Annotated in this window: 13 protein-coding genes; 3 read left to right on the top strand and 10 right to left on the bottom strand. The window is 63.8% G+C overall.

Features of this window, described 5'->3' with window-relative positions; genetic code table 11:
* Positions 1-18: 18 nt before the first annotated feature.
* The 9 genes from DFR34_RS03570 to aroK all read right to left on the bottom strand — a co-directional run bounded on the left by DFR34_RS03570 (position 19) and on the right by aroK (position 8,906).
* Positions 19-774: an ABC transporter permease gene (locus tag DFR34_RS03570; protein WP_110389788.1), complete on the bottom strand. Its 756-nt coding sequence runs from the start codon at positions 772-774 to the stop codon at positions 19-21.
* Complete coding sequence (locus tag DFR34_RS03565; RefSeq protein WP_110389787.1) at positions 774-1,682, bottom strand: ABC transporter ATP-binding protein; 909 nt, start codon at positions 1,680-1,682, stop codon at positions 774-776. Before DFR34_RS03565 ends, DFR34_RS03570 begins: the two co-directional genes overlap by 1 nt.
* 210 nt (positions 1,683-1,892) lie before the next feature.
* Positions 1,893-2,822: an AEC family transporter gene (locus DFR34_RS03560; RefSeq protein ID WP_110389786.1), complete on the bottom strand. Its 930-nt coding sequence runs from the start codon at positions 2,820-2,822 to the stop codon at positions 1,893-1,895.
* Between the two features lie 144 nt (positions 2,823-2,966).
* Positions 2,967-3,866, bottom strand: coding sequence for a LysR family transcriptional regulator (locus DFR34_RS03555; protein ID WP_110389785.1), 900 nt, complete (start codon positions 3,864-3,866; stop codon positions 2,967-2,969).
* A 54-nt stretch (positions 3,867-3,920) separates the two neighbouring features.
* Positions 3,921-4,445: a response regulator transcription factor gene (locus DFR34_RS03550; RefSeq protein WP_110389784.1), complete on the bottom strand. Its 525-nt coding sequence runs from the start codon at positions 4,443-4,445 to the stop codon at positions 3,921-3,923.
* Positions 4,442-5,683 (bottom strand): ATP-binding protein, encoded by a 1,242-nt coding sequence (locus DFR34_RS03545; protein ID WP_110389783.1) that lies wholly within the window; start codon positions 5,681-5,683, stop codon positions 4,442-4,444. Before DFR34_RS03545 ends, DFR34_RS03550 begins: the two co-directional genes overlap by 4 nt.
* A 561-nt stretch (positions 5,684-6,244) precedes the next feature.
* Positions 6,245-6,637: a type IV pilus assembly protein FimV gene (locus tag DFR34_RS03540; RefSeq protein WP_110389782.1), complete on the bottom strand. Its 393-nt coding sequence runs from the start codon at positions 6,635-6,637 to the stop codon at positions 6,245-6,247.
* 609 nt (positions 6,638-7,246) lie between these two features.
* Complete coding sequence (gene aroB, locus DFR34_RS03535; RefSeq protein WP_110389781.1) at positions 7,247-8,338, bottom strand: 3-dehydroquinate synthase; 1,092 nt, start codon at positions 8,336-8,338, stop codon at positions 7,247-7,249.
* Positions 8,325-8,906: a shikimate kinase AroK gene (gene aroK / locus DFR34_RS03530; protein WP_211309278.1), complete on the bottom strand. Its 582-nt coding sequence runs from the start codon at positions 8,904-8,906 to the stop codon at positions 8,325-8,327. The genes aroB and aroK overlap by 14 nt, the downstream gene beginning before the upstream one ends.
* 173 nt (positions 8,907-9,079) lie before the next feature.
* Between aroK and dapC the strand changes: the two genes are divergently transcribed.
* From dapC to DFR34_RS03515, 3 genes are all read left to right on the top strand, one after another.
* A complete protein-coding gene (gene dapC, locus DFR34_RS03525) occupies positions 9,080-10,273 on the top strand; it encodes a succinyldiaminopimelate transaminase (protein ID WP_110389780.1) in 1,194 nt (397 codons plus the stop codon).
* A 123-nt stretch (positions 10,274-10,396) separates the two neighbouring features.
* Entirely contained in the window at positions 10,397-11,218 is an 822-nt protein-coding gene (gene dapD, locus DFR34_RS03520) for a 2,3,4,5-tetrahydropyridine-2,6-dicarboxylate N-succinyltransferase (RefSeq protein ID WP_110389779.1), read from the top strand.
* 735 nt (positions 11,219-11,953) lie between these two features.
* Complete coding sequence (locus DFR34_RS03515; protein WP_158281726.1) at positions 11,954-13,957, top strand: methyl-accepting chemotaxis protein; 2,004 nt, start codon at positions 11,954-11,956, stop codon at positions 13,955-13,957.
* A 131-nt stretch (positions 13,958-14,088) separates the two neighbouring features.
* Here DFR34_RS03515 and polA read toward each other — a convergent pair whose 3' ends face one another.
* A complete protein-coding gene (polA, locus tag DFR34_RS03510; protein WP_110389777.1) occupies positions 14,089-16,863 on the bottom strand; it encodes a DNA polymerase I in 2,775 nt (924 codons plus the stop codon).
* Between the last annotated feature and the right edge of the window lie 3 nt (positions 16,864-16,866).

Genomic DNA, 16,866 nt, shown 5'->3' with positions numbered 1-16,866 from the left:
GTCTTGGCTAGGTGGGGCTTAATGGCGCAATTTGTAGCCGGCGCGCAGCAGGCGCAGCGCCAGCGCCATCAAAACCAACAAGCCGCCGCTGACCACCGCCAGGCTCAGCAGCGGCGGGGCGTCGGACTGGCCAAAAAAGCCATAGCGAAAGCCGTCGATCATATAAAACACCGGGTTGGCGTGCGACAGCCCGCGCCAGAACGGCGGCAGGGTGTGAATCGAATAAAACACGCCCGACAAAAAAGTCAGCGGCATGATCAAAAAGTTCTGAAACGCCGCCAGTTGGTCGAATTTATCCGCCCAAATGCCGGCAATCAAGCCCAGCGTCGCCAGCACCGCACAGCCCAGCACGGCAAAGGCCAGCGCCCACAGCGGGTGGCTCAGCGCCGGCAGGTCAAACCACAGCGTCACCGCAAACACCCCCACGCCCACCACCAGCCCGCGCACCACCGCCGCCAGCACATAGGCGGTGAAAAACTCCAGGTGCGACAAGGGCGGCAGCAGCAAAAACACGATATTGCCGGTGATTTTTGACTGAATCAGGCTGGAAGACGTATTGGCGAAGGCGTTTTGCAGCATCGACATCATCACCAGGCCCGGAATCAAAAACGCCGTATAGCCCACGCCAGGAAACACATCCACATGGCGCGACAGCGCATGCGAAAAAATCATCAAATACAACAGCGCCGTCAGCACCGGCGCCGCCACGGTCTGGAAGGCCACCCGCCAAAAGCGCAGGATTTCTTTGTAGAACAGCGTGTAAAACCCGCTCATCATGCCTCCTTGCCTTGCATGCGCGCCACGAACACCTGCTCCAGATCCAGCTCGACCACTTCAAAATCACGCACCCGCGCCCCCGCCGCCTGCACCTGGGCCAACACCCCGCCCAATTGGTCGATGTCGGCCAGCCGCAGCCACACCTTGCTGCCCTCGCGGCGCAGCAACAAGGGCTCCAGCGCGGGCGGCAAGCCGGGCGGATCCAGCCGCAGCATGATGTCGCGGCGCGCGCTGCCCTGGCCCAATAGCGTGGCCTTGTCTTCCAGCGCAATCACCCGCCCGGCCTTGAGCATGGCGATGCGGTTGCACAGGGTTTCCGCTTCTTCCAGATAGTGGGTAGTCAGCACAATGGTGTGGCCGGCGCGGTTGAGCTCTTGAATAAACACCCACAGGCTTTGCCGCAGCTCGACATCCACCCCGGCGGTGGGCTCGTCCAGCACAATCACCGGCGGACGGTGCACCAGCGCCTGCGCCACCATCACCCGCCGCTTCATGCCGCCCGACAGCGCGCGCATATTGGCGTTGGCCTTGCTGGTGAGCCCCAGCTTGTGCAGGATTTCGTCAATCCAGTTGTCGTTGTGCTTCAGGCCAAAATAGCCCGACTGAAACACCAGCGACTCGCGCACGGTAAAAAACGGATCAAACACCAACTCCTGCGGCACCACGCCCAGCGCGCGCCGGGCGGCGCGGTAGTCGTGCTGCACATCGTGGCCCATCACCCGGATGTGGCCGCTGTCCGGCCGCGACAAACCGGCCATGCAGGAAATCAGCGTGGTCTTGCCGGCGCCATTTGGCCCCAGCAGGGCAAAGAATTCGCCAGCCTCTACAGACAGCGAAACCTGGTCTAGCGCAGTCAGCGCGCCAAAGCGCTTGCTGACCGCCTGAATATCGAGCGCAATGGTCATTGGCGCGGCGGCAAAAAGGGGTGAGTTTACCGGAAAATCAGCAAGGTGCGTCAGCGGCATCACGCGGCGCGCTGATGACAGTATTGCCCTAATTGGGCGGTCAGACGGCCTGTCAAGAGCCTGGGATGATCCGCTAGAAGCACAGATATCAAGGCTCGGACAGTTTTGTATCCGCTTTTGCTGCCTTGATTAGACCATGACGTGCGATGCTCACGGCCACAGCTGGGCATGCGCCAGCATCACCGCCGGCAGCGCCAGGCCGGCCAGCACAGTCTGGCTGGCAATGATGCCGGCCATCAGCGGCGCGTCGCCGCCCAGCTGGCGGGCCATGATGTAGGACGACGAGGCGGTGGGCAGGCTCTGGAACAACAGCGCCGCGCCCGCTGCTGCGCCGTGCAGGCCAAAGGCGTCGCAGGCGGCCAGCGTGGCCAGCGGCATCACCAAAAACTTGACCAGCGAGGCCTGCCCTACCGGGCGCAGCCAGCGCCGGGCGGTAGAAAAATCCAGTGCTGCGCCCACGCACAGCAGACCAATCGCCAACGAGGCCTGGCCCAGCGTGTGCAGGGTGTGCGCCAGCAGGGTGGGCAAGGTCACGCCGCCGGCTTGCAGGCCGATGCCGATGGCGCAGGCCACCACCAGCGGATTGGCCAGCAATTGCCGGGCAATGCCGCGCGCCGAGGCATCGCCGCCGTGGCCGTAGCGGGCGAACACCAGCACGCACAGGATATTCACCGTGGGCACAATCGCCGCATTGGCCACCGCCGCCAGCGCCACGCCCTGCGCGCCAAACAGCCCGGCGGCAGCGGATACGCCGACATAATTGTTAAAGCGCACCCCGCCCTGAAACACCGAGGTGAACGCCGGTCGGCTGACCGCCAGATGCGGGCGCGCCGCCCACAGCCCCAGCGCCACCGCCACGGTGGACGCCACCAGCGCCGCCACCATCGGCCACACCGGCACGCCGTCCAGCCGTGCGCTGGCCAGGCCGTGGATGAACAGCGCCGGCAACAGCACGTAATAACTCAGCCGCTCCGCCTGCGGCCAGAACGCGTCGCTGAGCACGGCGCGGCGGCGCAAGCCCGCGCCCAGGGCAATCAGCAAGGCAATCGGCGCCAGCGCCTGCAACAAGGTGATCAACATGGCGCACCTGCAACGGGCACGCGGCGACAAACATGGGAAAGATTCAACACAGACATCGGGCAAACCCGGCAGGCAACAAGAAGGCCCAGAAGATACCTGGCTTTTGCTTGAGAAAAAATCGAGTTTAATTGCAGCTAAACCCAATTATTTCTCATGGATGGCCTCGTCGCCGGCCTGCTGGCGAATCGCCTCGGCCAAGGCGGCGCTCAAACGCGCCGCCGGTTGCTCGACTTGCTCCAGCAGCACCACCCGGCGCAGGCGTTGCGGCTCGGCAAACGGCAGACAGGTCAGCCCCAGCCCATCCAGCCGCGCGCGCACCTCACGCGACAGCGGCGCCACCGCCACGCCCAGCCCGCAGGCCACCATCTGCACAATGGCGTCCTGGCTGTCCAGCTCCATTTCGGTGTGCACCTGCCAGCGCTGCCGGCGCAATTCGCTGTCGATCACCCGCCCGGCCCAAGAGCGACGGTCAAAGCGGATAAACGGGTGCTGCTGCAAGAGCGTGCGCGCCTCCTGTGCGTGCAAACCCGGCGGGGCAATCACCCAAAAACCATCCTGATACAAGGGCGTGCTGATCAAGCCCGGCGGGTGCGGGCGCACCGGCTCGGTGGTCACCGCGGCGTCCAGCTCACCGGCGTCCAGCCGGCTGGCCAACTCGGCCGACATGCCGGAATACACCTGCACGCGCAGGCGCGGATGCTGACGGCGCAAGGCGGCCAAGGCCGCCGGCAACACCCCGGCCAGTGCGGTCTGAATGGCGCCGATGCGCAAACGCCCGGCCAGTTCGCCGCCCTCGCCCAACTCGCCGGCAATGCCATCGTAAATGGCCAGAATCTCGCGCGCGCGCTCCACCGCCCGCCGCCCGGCCTCAGTCAGCGTTGGCGTGCGCCGCGAGCGGTCGAACAAAGGGGCGTTGAAGGCTTCTTCCAGGGTGCGCACATGCAGGCTGACCGCCGATTGGGTCAGGCACACCGCTTCAGCGGCGCGGGCAAACGAACCATGCTGGGCAATCGCCGCCAGCGTGCGCAGGGCGCGCAAGGACATTGGATAAGGGCTCCGTGTTGTGAGCGGTGTTTAACGTCGCTGGATATCACCGGCTCAGCGGTTGGCCGGTTTTTTGGCCAGCATGCGTTGCAGCGTGCGCCGATGCATATCCAGCGCGCGGGCGGTGGCCGAGACATTGCCATCATGCTCGGCCAGCACCCGCTGGATGTGCTCCCAGGTGAGCCGGCGCACCGACATGGTGTGCTCAGGCGCGTGTTGCGCCGGGTTGGGCTCGCGCTGCTCAAACGCGGCCAGGATGTCATCTACCCCGGCGGGCTTGGCCAGGTATTGCGCCGCGCCCAGTTTGATGGCATCCACGGCGGTGGCGATGCTGGCGTAGCCGGTCAGCACCAGAATCACCGCCTGTGGCGCCTGCTCGCGCAAGTGCGGCAGCAGGCGCAGGCCGCTTTCGCCGCCCAGGTTCAGGTCCAGCACAATATGGCTGGGGGCGGTTTCTTTGAGGGCGGCCAGCGCTGCTTCACCATTGGCCGCCCAGTGTGCGCAATAGCCACGCCGGCTTAGGGCGCGACGCAGCACGCTGGCAAATACTTCGTCGTCGTCGATCAGTAAAAAATTCATGACGCGTTCTCCTTGGGCCAGGGCAGGATGACGGTGGCTTCTACCCCGCCGCCTGCCCGGTTGCGCAGGCGCACTTCGCCGCCCAGGCGCTCGAAGGTGGCATGCGCCAGCGCCACGCCCAAGCCCATGCCGCCTTTGCTGCTGGGCGCACCTGGCGTGCCAGCGGCGGCGAGCAGTGACGGCGACAGCCCTGGGCCGCGATTGCGGATGCTCAGGCAAAACGCTTCGCCAGACCAGTTTGTGTGGATGTCCACTTCTTGTGGTGATGCGTCGGCGGCGTTGTTCAAGAGATTCAGCAAGGCGGCGGTGACGCCGGCATCCAGCGCCAGCTGGGGCGCGGCGGCGGGGTCGGGCTGGTAGCGCACGGCAACATCCGGGCGCAGGGTGCGCCATTGGCGCAGCAACTGGGCCATGTAGGCATCCGCTGCCTGCCGGCTTGCCGCGCGCGCGACGCCGGCCTCGCTGGCCAGCCGGTTGAGCGCTGCTTTGCAGGCATCCACCTGGGTGTGCATGAGGTCGAGGTCTTCGTGCAAGTCAGGATTGTCCAGCGGCGCGCGCCGCCATTCGCCAATCAGCACCGCCAGCGTGCTCAGTGGCGTTCCCAGCTCGTGCGCGGCACTGGCCGCCAGCGTGCCCAGCGCCACCCATTGTTCGTCGCGCAATTGTTTTTCGCGAAAGTCGCGCAAGGCCCGATCGCGGGCGCGCAGTTCCGCGGTCATCTTGCCAATCAGCCCGACCATCAGCGCTGCTGCGCCGCAGAAGGTGGCCCACATGCCTACCGTGTGCAAACGAAAGGCCAGTGCCGGGTCGCTGTGTGAGCCTGGTAGAGGGATGAAAAAATCCATCAGAAAGGTGTAATCAGCCACCGCCAGCACGGCCAGCCACCAGGCCTGGCGACGCGGCAGGGTGAGGGCCGCGTACACCAGCGGCAGCAGATACAGCGTCACCAGCGGGTTGTTGGCGCCTCCGCTGAAAAACAGCAGCACGCCCAGTGCCGTGCAATCCAGCGCCAGCACGACTGTCAGCACCCAGGGCGAGACATTGCTGGCGCGGCGCGTCCACAGCGCTGCCAGCATATTGCCCAGTGCCAGCGTGGCCAGGGTGGCCAGCATGGGAGTCCACGGCAGCGCCATGCCATCCTGAGCGGCCACCAGCAGGCCCAGGCTGGCCAGCAGGATAAACCCCCAGTTGAGGGCAAGCAGGCGTGAGAGTGCAGTAGTGCAGGATTCGGCAGGCATGGCGGATGGCAAAAGCGGGCGGGCGCTTACCTTAGCACAGGATGGCGAATGGGCGGCCGCGGCAAATTGTCGCGGTCAGGCAGACGTGGTGTGCACAATCCACAGCGTCTTGAGTGTCGCCCACAAAGCGCTGCTGGCGTTGCGGCGTGACTTTGCCGCGTACTGTCTGCCGTTGTGTGTCTGGTCAGCACGGCTGCGCTGCGCTTTGTTAGCGTGTGTGCGACATGTTTGGCCAAGCGTGCAGCGTGCGGCGTTGTGTGTGGTACAGGATTATAGTTTATTGCGATATTTGAATGTCAGCCAAAACCACACGTTGAGACAGATATTATGTTTGGTGGCGTGCACAAAATCTTTTTGGTGTGCCTGAGTGGCTTGACTTATTTTTCTGTTGCTGTTTATGGCTGTATGAGTGGCACGTGGTGGAGCCGCTTTTTGCCTGGTGCGTTAATCTCTGGATTGACGGATAAATTATCCGGGATGATTTAAATTGCTTCAGGACAAAAGGATAATTCAAGCGAACGTGAATGCCTTTTGAATGCCAGATGTCCTGAGGCAAGGCGCTTACGCCAGCTGGAACAGCGGGTGGCCCGGCTGCAATTGCTGGCCGGTTTTGCAGATTTGCCGCCATACCGGCTGGCCATGCAGTGCGCCGCGCACCTCTCCTGCCAGGCGCACAAAGCCATGGGCATCCTGCTGCTCGGCCAGTGCCCGCAGCATGACCACCTTGATTTTGACATTGCCGGGCTCACGGTTCAGAGCGGTTTGCAGCACGCGCAGGGCGTCCTTGCTGCGGCCATAGGCCAGGAATACCTCGGCTTCGCCGATGGGGTCGATGCGCCGGGCGCGCTGGATGCTCAGGCGAGTTTGCCGACGTCGCCACATCCAATACAAGCTGAGCGAGGCAAATAATGCCAATGGGATTAAAGTGTTCGATTCGGTAATCAGATCAACCATGGGGCAAACTCCGTCTAACATGGGGTAATCATCGCGTGCCCGAGGAATTCCGACAATTCGTAGATTTGCCTAGCGCCCCTGTTTCAAACACAGGTTTGTGCACTCAGGCCGGGAAAAGCCGCCACGTGTCCGGGGGGAAGCACGCCATGGTCCACGCACGTGCGGTGTCAACGGCGTGGGCCTTTATCCGGATTATCAGAAAAAAGCCCTATCCGGTGCGGGTAATTTGGCGAGGTGGCGGATATGCGGATGCTTATCATTTTTTTGATAAAATAAATTCAATCATATCAAAAGCTTGAAAGCATTGTTGGTCGTGATGCGATGGCCGTGCACATGCTGGAAGTGCTTGGTTTGTCAGCGTAAATCAGTCACTGTCAGACAAAAAACGGCCCTGGCCGAGGGGCACGGCAGGGATGAGCGTTAATTGGCCGATGGCCTGCGCATCCTGCAAAAATACAAGATGAACCGATGTTTTTTTCTGATTAAGTTAATGTCATGGTGTGTTTATTCCGAAGCCATGCCCCCGGAGCCGACTCACGGATGCGCGCACGGCCGCGCAGGGCGGCCGTGACAGCAGATAGAGGGAGAAAAGGCACGCGCAGTGAGCGCTCAGGCGCGGCGGATAAAGCGCCCTTGCAGCACCTCACGCAGCACCGCCAGCGGCACGCCCTTCTCGATCACCGCCTGGCCCAGCTGACGCAGCAGCACAAAGCGCAGCTGGCCTTCTTCCACTTTTTTGTCGTGGCCCATATGGCTGATCCAGGCGTCCACGCCCAGGTCGGGCGACAGAATCGGCAGGCCGGCGCGTTCGATCAAGGCGGTGACGCGGGCGACGTCCGCCTCGCTGATCCAGCCCAGCAGGCGCGAGGTTTCCGCCGCCAGCACCATGCCGGCCGCCACCGCCTCGCCGTGCAGCCAGGCGCCGTAGCCCATGCCGGCTTCGATGGCGTGGCCAAAGGTGTGGCCCAGATTGAGCAGGGCGCGCACGCCGGTTTCTTTTTCGTCTTCGCCGACGATATCGGCCTTCATCTGGCAGCAGTGGCGCACCGCCTCGGCCAGGGTGGCGCGGTCGCGCGCGCGCAGCGCCTCAATGTGTTGCTCCAGCCAGGCCAGAAACTGCACATCGCCCAGCAGCGCGTATTTGATCACCTCCGCCAGGCCGGCGGACAGCTCGCGCTCGGGCAGGGTGTCCAGCACCGCCATATCGGCCAGCACCGCGCGCGGCTGGTAGAAGGCGCCGATCATATTCTTGCCCAGCGGGTGGTTGATGGCGGTTTTGCCGCCCACCGAGGAATCCACCTGCGCCAGCAAGGTGGTGGGAATTTGAATAAACGGCGCGCCGCGCTGGTAGCAGGCGGCGGCAAAGCCGGTCATGTCGCCAATCACGCCGCCGCCCAGGGCAATCAGCGTGGTTTTGCGCTCGGCGCGCGCGCCCAGCAGGGCGTCGAAGATCAGGTTCAGCGTTTCCCAGGTTTTGTAGGCTTCGCCATCGGGCAGAATCACCGGGGTCACCGCCACGCCAGCGGCCTCCAGCGCGGCTTGCAGCGGCGCCAGGTAGAGCGGAGCGATGGTTTCGTTGGTGATGATGGCGGCTTTTTTCTGCGGCAGATGCGCCACGATGCGCGCGGCGTCGGCGTACAGCGATTCACCAATATAAATGGGATAGCGGGTGTCGGGCAGAACAAGGTCAAGCGTGATCATGCGGAGAGGCGCCGGGCAGGGGAGTGGAAGGACAGGGGCTGTGGTGCGCCAGCTTTTGCAGCAGGCGGCTGACCAGCAGGTGCACGTTCTGGCGCGAGGTGTCGATGATGATGTCGGCCACTTCGCGGTAGAGCGGGTCGCGCTGGGCAAACAGGCTTTCCAGCTTGGCGCGCGGGTCGGCGGTTTGCAGCAGCGGGCGGTTTTTGTCGTTTTGCGTGCGCAGCAGCAGGTCGTCGATGCTGGCGCGTAGGTAAATCACCGTGCCGTTGGCGGCCAGCACCCGGCGGGTGTCCGGGTGGGTGACCGCGCCGCCGCCAGTGGCCAGCACGATGTTCTGGCGCTCGGCCAGCTCGGCGATGGTCTTGCGCTCGCGCTCACGAAAGGCCGGTTCGCCCTCGATCTCGAAAATCGTGGCCACGCGCACACCGGCGCGCGCTTCGATTTCGTGGTCGGAGTCGTAGAAGGATTTGCCGGTTTCACGCGCCAAAGTGCGCCCGACGGTGGTTTTACCCGCCCCCATCAGCCCGACCAGAAAGAGATTGCCAGCAACATGTATCATGCCCGCCATTCTACCCAAAGACCTGCGGCCCGCGCGACATTGCAGCGCAGCATCGGGCCGTGCGTCTGGCTGGGCGGCGCCACGGTGGGGCAGGGAGTCAGCCTACGACCATGTTTGCTTTGCGTAAACGGCGTGTAACTTTTACCATTGACGGTTACGCCGATTTTTGCCCGAGCACGTCGATGAACCCGAACCTGTCGCTGCTGCACCCCTACCCCTTCCAGAAACTGCGCGAGCTGTTTTTGGGCGTGGTCCCCAACCCGGATCTGAAGCCGGTCAATCTGTCGATTGGCGAGCCCAAGCACGCCACGCCCACCCTGGTGACCGAGGCGCTGACCGCCAATCTGGGCGGGCTGGCGCAATATCCGGCCACCCAGGGCAGCGAGGCGCTGCGCCAGGCGGCGGCGCGCTGGCTGAGCCGGCGCTATGGCCTGCGCGGGCTGGACATCCAGCGCGAAATCCTGCCGGTGAACGGCAGCCGCGAGGCGCTGTTTGCCTTTGTGCAAGCGGTGGTGGACGCCAGCGGCGCCGAGAAGCCGGTGGTGATTTCGCCCAATCCCTTCTATCAGATTTACGAAGGCGCGGCGCTATTGGCCGGCGCTGAACCGTATTACCTGAACTGCCTGGCCGACCAGCGCTTTCAGCCGGATTGGGCCAGCGTCCCAGCCGAGGTGTGGGCGCGCACCCAACTGGTGTTTGTCTGTAGCCCGGGCAACCCCACCGGCAGCGTGATGTCGCTGAACGATTGGCAGGATTTGTTCGAGCTGTCCGACCGCTATGGCTTTGTGATTGCCTCGGACGAGTGCTATTCCGAAATCTATTGTGACGCGCCGCCGCTGGGCGGGCTGGAAGCCGCCGCCACGCTGGGCCGCGATGACTTTGCCAATCTGGTGATGTTCACCAGCTTGTCCAAGCGCTCCAATGTGCCGGGCATGCGCTCGGGCTTTGTCGCCGGCGACGCCCGCGTGCTGGAGAAATTCCTGCTCTACCGCACCTACCATGGTTCGGCGATGAGCCCGGCCATTCAGGCCGCCAGCGTGGCGGCCTGGGATGACGAAGCCCACGTCGAGCACAACCGCCAGCTGTACGCCGAAAAATTTGCCGCCGTCACCCCGGTGGTGGCGCAGGCGCTGGACGTCAGCCTGCCCGAGGCCAGTTTTTATCTGTGGGCAAAAGTGCCCGGCGACGACGCCGAATTTGCCCGCGAGCTCTACCGCGAGCAGCACGTCACCGTGCTGCCCGGCAGCTATCTGGCGCGCGACGCCCACGGCGTCAACCCCGGCGCCGGTTATATCCGTATTGCCCTGGTGGCTCCGCTGGCCGAATGCCAGGAGGCCGCCGAGCGGCTGGTGACGTTTGCCCGCAGCCGCGCCTGATGCCTGCCCGACGGCGCTGCGCTGCCGGGCGCCGTCATCGTTCTTTCATTTGCTCTTTGACCTTGCTCTTTAGAAGATAGCCCCATGTCTGTTCCCATTCGTATCGCCAGAGGCCTTAACACCATGCACCCGATCCAGACCCTGATCGAAGAATCCTTTGAAAAGCGCGCCGACATCACCCCGGCCACCGCCTCGCCCGAGCTGAAATCCGCCGTGATGCAAGTCATCGACGAGCTGGACAACGGCCGCATCCGCGTGGCGGAAAAACACGGTGATGACTGGGTGGTGAACCAATGGGTGAAAAAAGCCGTACTGCTGTCGTTCCGCATCCGCGACAACGCGCCGATGGCCGGCGGCTGCATGCAGTATTACGACAAGGTGGACACCAAGTTTGCCGACTACACCGAGCGTGAATTCCGCGAAGGCGGCTTCCGCGTGGTGCCCAATGCCGTCGCCCGTCGCGGCAGCTTTATTGGCAAGAATGTGGTGCTGATGCCGTCCTACGTGAACATCGGCGCCTATGTGGACGAAGGCACCATGGTGGACACTTGGGCCACTGTGGGTTCGTGCGCGCAAATCGGCAAGAACGTGCATCTGTCCGGCGGCGTGGGCATCGGCGGCGTGCTGGAGCCGCTGCAAGCCAACCCGACCATCATCGAAGACAACTGCTTTATCGGCGCGCGCTCGGAAGTGGTGGAAGGCGTGATCGTTGGCGAAGGCTCGGTGATCTCGATGGGCGTGTACATCGGCCAGTCCACCAAGATTTACGACCGCGAAACCGGCGAAGTCAGCTACGGCCGCATCCCGCCGGGCTCGGTGGTGGTGTCGGGCAACCTGCCGGCCGCCGATGGCAGCCACAGCCTGTATTGCGCGGTGATCGTCAAGAAAGTGGACGCCAAGACCCGCGCCAAGACCAGCATCAACGAGCTGCTGCGCGGGGTGTAAGCCCCGCTGGCCGCACCTGCCAGATGGGATGAACGACGATAGCCTGGTGCTGCCAGGCCATACCCCTCTGCCCCAGCATGAAAAACGCGCTTGGCCGCCCTGGCCTGGCGCGTTTTTCATGGCCGACCAGCGACAGGAATCATTCTTGCTTAAGCGTGGCGACAGGCTGGATTGCGCCATGCGGCGGCTGTTGGCACTCAAGCGGACGTCGCGGCAACCGATGGTAGTTTTACGGTAAATCCCCTATGCTGACTGACAGGCGCTTACCCCGCACCGTGTCTGCTGACTCATCTGGCGCATCCGCTAGAGCGTTTTATTAGGTTAAATCAAAGTCTTGTCCGAAAAATAGTGGTCAGGCTCGTATGGCGCACACTGTGATCCGGTGAATGCCAGGCAAAATGCCCAGGACATATCTGGACAGAATTTTCCGTGCAGGGCACGGGGCCGAATGAGGGCGGCCCATCCATGTGTCGTGCACCACAAGGCGGCAAGCCTTGCCAAGCGTCGCTAAGAGCGGCTCACAAAACCCTCCTGGCGTTGTTGCCCGACCTTGCCGTACGACTTGTACTGTCTGCGGTCGCGCGCCTGGCCAGGATCGCTTTGCTGAGTTTTGTGAGTCGCGCTAAATGACCATGCGCCACGTAGCGCATGGCGCACATCTACGCACACAACCGGAGACCGCGCCCCTGGCGCGGCAGAGGCCGCCGTATGGCTTCGAATAAGGGGAGATTCAATATGCTGCATTCGCTCAGCCTGCGCGCCAAAATTCTATTGCCGTTCATCATCCTGATGCTCGCCGGCTTTGCCGTGGTGGTGGGCTACAACAGCTGGGCCATGCGCCAGCACGACCTGGAGCAGGGGGTGGAAAACGCCCGGCTACAGGCCGCCGTGCTGTCCACCAGCATCAATAAGACGCTTAACGATGGGCTGAGCACCACGCAGACGCTGACTTCCACCTTCGAAACCCTGCGTCGCAGCCATGTGGTAAACCGCGACATGCTCAACAAGATTCTCGCCCGCCAGCTGGAGAACCACGCCGGCCTGCTGGCAGTGTGGACCGGCTGGGAGCCAGACGCGCTGGATGGCCGCGACAGCGAATACGCCGGGCAAAAGCCCGCCCATGACGACAGTGGCCGCTTTGTGCCCTACTGGCACCGTGATACCCAGGGCATCAGCGTTGAGCCGCTGGTGGATTACGACAAACCCGGCGCCGGCGATTACTACCTGCTGCCCAAGCAAACCGGCAGCTTGCAGGTGATTGAACCTTATCTGTATCCGGTGAATGGCAAGCCGGTGATGATGACCTCCATCGTCGCGCCGCTGATGGTGGGCATTACTTTTTCTGGCGTGGTGGGCGTGGACATTGCGCTGACCGACATCGCCAACGAAATGGCCAAGGTCAAACCCTACGAAACCGGCTATCTCAGCCTGCTGTCGGGCAGCGGGCAATGGCTGGCGCATCCGCAAGAAGACAAAGTCGGCAAGCCGGCCAAGGATGAGCTGCCGGCCGAAGCGCTGGAGGCTATCAAGGCTGGCAAGCCATGGCAACTGGAAGACGCCAACGGCATGCTGCATTTCTTTACCCCGATCAAGGTGCACGAGGGCATGACGCCGTGGTCCTTGCGCGTCAGCGTCGAGCGCGCCCAACTGCTGGCCAACGCCGACCGCGCGCGCAACGCCGCGCTGCTGCTGGGCGCTGGCGCCTGCCTGGCCACCTTGCTGCTGTGCGCCGTCCTGCTGGGCTGGCTGACCCGCCCGCTGGTGGGCCTGGCCGAAGCGGTGGAAGTGCTGGCGCAAGGCGAGGGCGACCTTACCCGCCGTCTGCCGGTGAACAGCCAGGATGAAATCGGCCGCACCTCAGCAGCGTTCAACCGCTTTATGGACAAGCTGCGCGATATGTTCGCCGAGGTCAAGCAACACGCCGCCACGCTGGAAACCAGCCTGGTGCGGCTGGGCGACACCACCCAGGCGGTGGCCGGCAACGCCCGCCAGCAGGCCGACGCCGCCAGCTCGACCGCCGCCACGGTGGAAGAAGTCAGCAGCAGCATCAGCCAGATTGCCGACGGCGCCCAGCAAGCGGCGCGCGCCGCCGAAGACACCGGCGAATTGTCCGAACAACTGGCCGAACTGGTGCAGGACACCGCTGGCGAAATCCGCCAGGCCGCCAGTGCGGTGGAAGCGCTGTCCGGCACGCTGAACGGCCTGGGCGAGCGCTCACAGCAAATCGCCAGCATTGTCGACGTGATCCGCGACATTGCCGACCAAACCAATTTGCTGGCGCTGAATGCAGCCATTGAAGCCGCCCGCGCCGGAGAACAAGGCCGTGGCTTTGCCGTGGTGGCCGATGAGGTGCGCAAGCTGGCCGAGCGCACCGCCAGCGCCACGCTGGAAATCGCCACCATGATCCAGACCATCCAGCGCGATATGCAGGCCGCCACCCAAGGCATGGACACCGCGCTGGGCCGCATCAGCAGCGGCGTGGCGCACTCGGAAGACACCGCCGAGGCGATTGCCGGCATTCACAACACCATGGCCAATATGGTCAACCGCATCCGCGACATCGCCCGCGCCACCGAAGAACAATCGGTTGCCAGTCAGGACATCAGCAGCCATGTCGAGCACATCAACCACATGAGTCAGCAGACTGATCAGCAGATTCATGTTGCCAGCGAAGAAACCGCGCAACTGCGGGCATTGGGGCAACAGCTGGAAGCGCTGGTGCAGCGTTTCCGCACCTGAGCGGTGGTTTCCGTGGCCGCACACCACGCACTGGGCTGAGTGGTGTGCGGCAGAAGCTGTCGCCGCCCGAAACGGCTTGGGGCATCGTCAGTTTTGCCTGGTGCTGTGTCTGGGCGCGGCCGCCCAATGTCTCAGTGCGCTGCCTCCCAGTTATCCCCGCTGCCGACTTCCGCCACCAGCGGGGTTTTCAGTTGCGCGACGCGCGCCATGGCGGCCACCACGCCGGCTTTGACGGTGTCCAGTTCGTCGGCCGGGGCTTCCAGCACCAGTTCGTCGTGCACTTGCATGATCAGCCGGCTGCGCAGGTTTTCGGTGCGCAGCCAGTGTTGCACTTCAATCATCGCCAGTTTGATCAGGTCGGCGGCGGTGCCTTGCATCGGGGCGTTGATGGCGGCGCGTTCGGCGCCTTGGCGTTTCATGGCGTTGGCGGCGTGGATGTCGGGCAGCCACAGGCGGCGGCCAAAGACGGTTTCCACATAGCCTTGTTCGCGCGCGTGCTCGCGGGTGCGCGCCATGTAGTCGGCCACGCCGGGGTAGCGGGCAAAGTAACGGTCGATAAAGCTTTGCGCGGCGCTGCGGTCGATTTCCAGCTGGGCGGCCAGGCCAAAGGCGCTCATGCCGTAGATCAGGCCAAAGTTGATGGTTTTGGCATAGCGGCGTTGCTGGCTGCTGACTTCGGCCAGCGGCACGGCAAACACTTCGGCGGCGGTGGCGCGGTGGATGTCTTCGCCGTCGGCAAAGGCTTGCAGCAGGCGCGGGTCGTCAGACAGATGCGCCATGATGCGCAGTTCGATCTGTGAGTAATCCGCCGACACAATCTGGCAGCCGGGCGGGGCGATAAACGCCTTGCGCACGCGGCGGCCTTCTTCGGTGCGCACCGGGATGTTTTGCAGATTGGGGTCGCTGCTGGCCAGGCGGCCGGTGACTGCCACGGCTTGCGAGTAATGGGTGTGCACGCGGCCGGTGTCCGGGTGGATCATGGTCGGCAGCTTGTCGGTGTAGGTGGATTTCAGCTTGGCCAGGCCGCGATATTCCAGCAGCAGCTTGGGCAGCGGGTGGTCGGCGGCGAGTTTTTCCAGGGCGTCTTCGTTGACCGAAATCGCCCCGGTCGGGGTTTTTTTCAGGCCTTTGCTGTCGATGCCCAGCCGGCCGAACAGGATTTCCTGCAATTGCTTGGGTGAGTTCATATTGAACGGCTGGCCGGCCAGTTCGTAGGCGTGGGCTTCCAGTTGCTGGATGCGCTGGCCCAGTTGGTGGCTTTGCCGGGCCAGTTCGTCGCGGTCGATCAGCACGCCAGTGCGCTCCATGGCGAACAGCACCTCGGCGGTAGGCAGTTCGATGCGGCGATAGACGTCTTCCAGCGCGCCGTGCAGTTGCGGGGCAAAGGCGTGCGCCAGACGCAGGGTGATGTCGGCGTCTTCGGCGGCGTAATGGCCAGCGGCGTCGATGTCTACTTCGTCAAAGCCGATTTGTTTGGCGCCCTTGCCGCAGAGCGCTTCGTAGGTTTGCGTGCTTACGCCCAGATGGCGCTCGGCCAGGTCGTCCATATTGTGGGTGAGGTGGCTTTCCAGCACATACGAGGCCAGCAGGGTGTCGTCCACCACGCCGGCCAGTTGCACGCCGTGGTTGGCCAGCACGTGGCGGTCGTATTTGAGGTTCTGGCCGAGTTTTTTGGCTTGCGGGTTTTCCAGCCAGGGTTTCAGCGTGGCCAGCGCGGCGTCCAGGCTGAGCTGATCGGGCAGCAGGCCGCCCGCGTCGCGGTGCATCAGCGGCAGGTAGGCGGCTTCGCCGGGGGTGAGGCTGAAGCTCAGGCCCACCAGTCGGGCGCGCAGCGAATCCAGGCTGGTGGTTTCCGTGTCCAGCGACACCACAGGCGCGGCTTGCAGGCGAGCCAGCCAGGCGTCCAGCTCGGCCTGGGTGCGGATCAGCGTGTAGTTGGCGGATGCCGGCGCCGGCTTGGGTGCGGCGCTGGCGGCTGGGGCGGCATCGGCAGTCGGCGCGGCGGGCGCTTCGGCAAATAAATCACCGGGCGGGGCCGGCTCGCTGGCGGCGGCGTCCAGCTCGCGCAGCCAGGTGCGAAACCCGCATTGGCGGTACAGCGCCAGCAGCGCTTCGCGGCGCGGCTCGCCGTGGCGCAGGCTGGCCAGGCCGTCGGCCAGGTGGGCTGACAGGTCTACGTCCAGCTTGATGGTGACCAGTTGCCGCGACAGCGGCAGGTGCGGCAGCGCGGCGCGCAGTTTTTCGCCGGCCTTGCCTTTGACGCTGTCGGCGGCGGCGATGATGGCGTCCAGGCTGCCGTGTTCGGCCAGCCATTTGGCGGCAGTTTTCGGGCCGCAGCCGTCCACGCCGGGCACGTTGTCCACTTTGTCGCCGGTCAGCGTCAGAAAATCAATGATGCGCTCGGGTGGCACGCCGAATTTTTCTTGCACCCCGGCGCTGTCCAGGGTTTCGCTGGTCATGGTGTTGACCAGAGTAACCTGGGCGTTGACCAACTGGGCCATGTCCTTGTCGCCAGTGGACACCACCACCTGCCAGCCTTGCGCGCTGGCCTGGTGCGCCAGCGCGCCAATCACGTCGTCGGCCTCGACGCCTTCCACCATCAGCAGCGGCCAGCCCAGGCCGGTGACGGCGGCGTGCACTGGCGTGATCTGCGCGGCCAGCTCGGGCGGCATTGGCGGACGCTGGGCTTTGTACTCGGGGTAAAGCTCGTCGCGGAAGGTCTTGCCTTTTGCGTCAAATACGACAGCGCTATAATCAAAGCTTATGTCCTTCTCCAGCTTTTTCAGCATGTTGATCATGCCGTACACCGCGCCGGTGGGTTCGCCGGCCGGCGAACGCAAGTCCGGCATGGCGTGGAATGCGCGGTAAAGATAAGAAGAACCGTCGACCAGTAACAGGGTTTTCATGAA

This window comes from Rivihabitans pingtungensis (assembly GCF_003201855.1).
GTDB classification, from domain to species: Bacteria; Pseudomonadota; Gammaproteobacteria; order Burkholderiales; family Aquaspirillaceae; genus Rivihabitans; species Rivihabitans pingtungensis.
The sequence above is the reverse complement of the archived record's forward strand: the minus strand, read 5'-3'. Positions and strand labels throughout refer to the sequence as shown.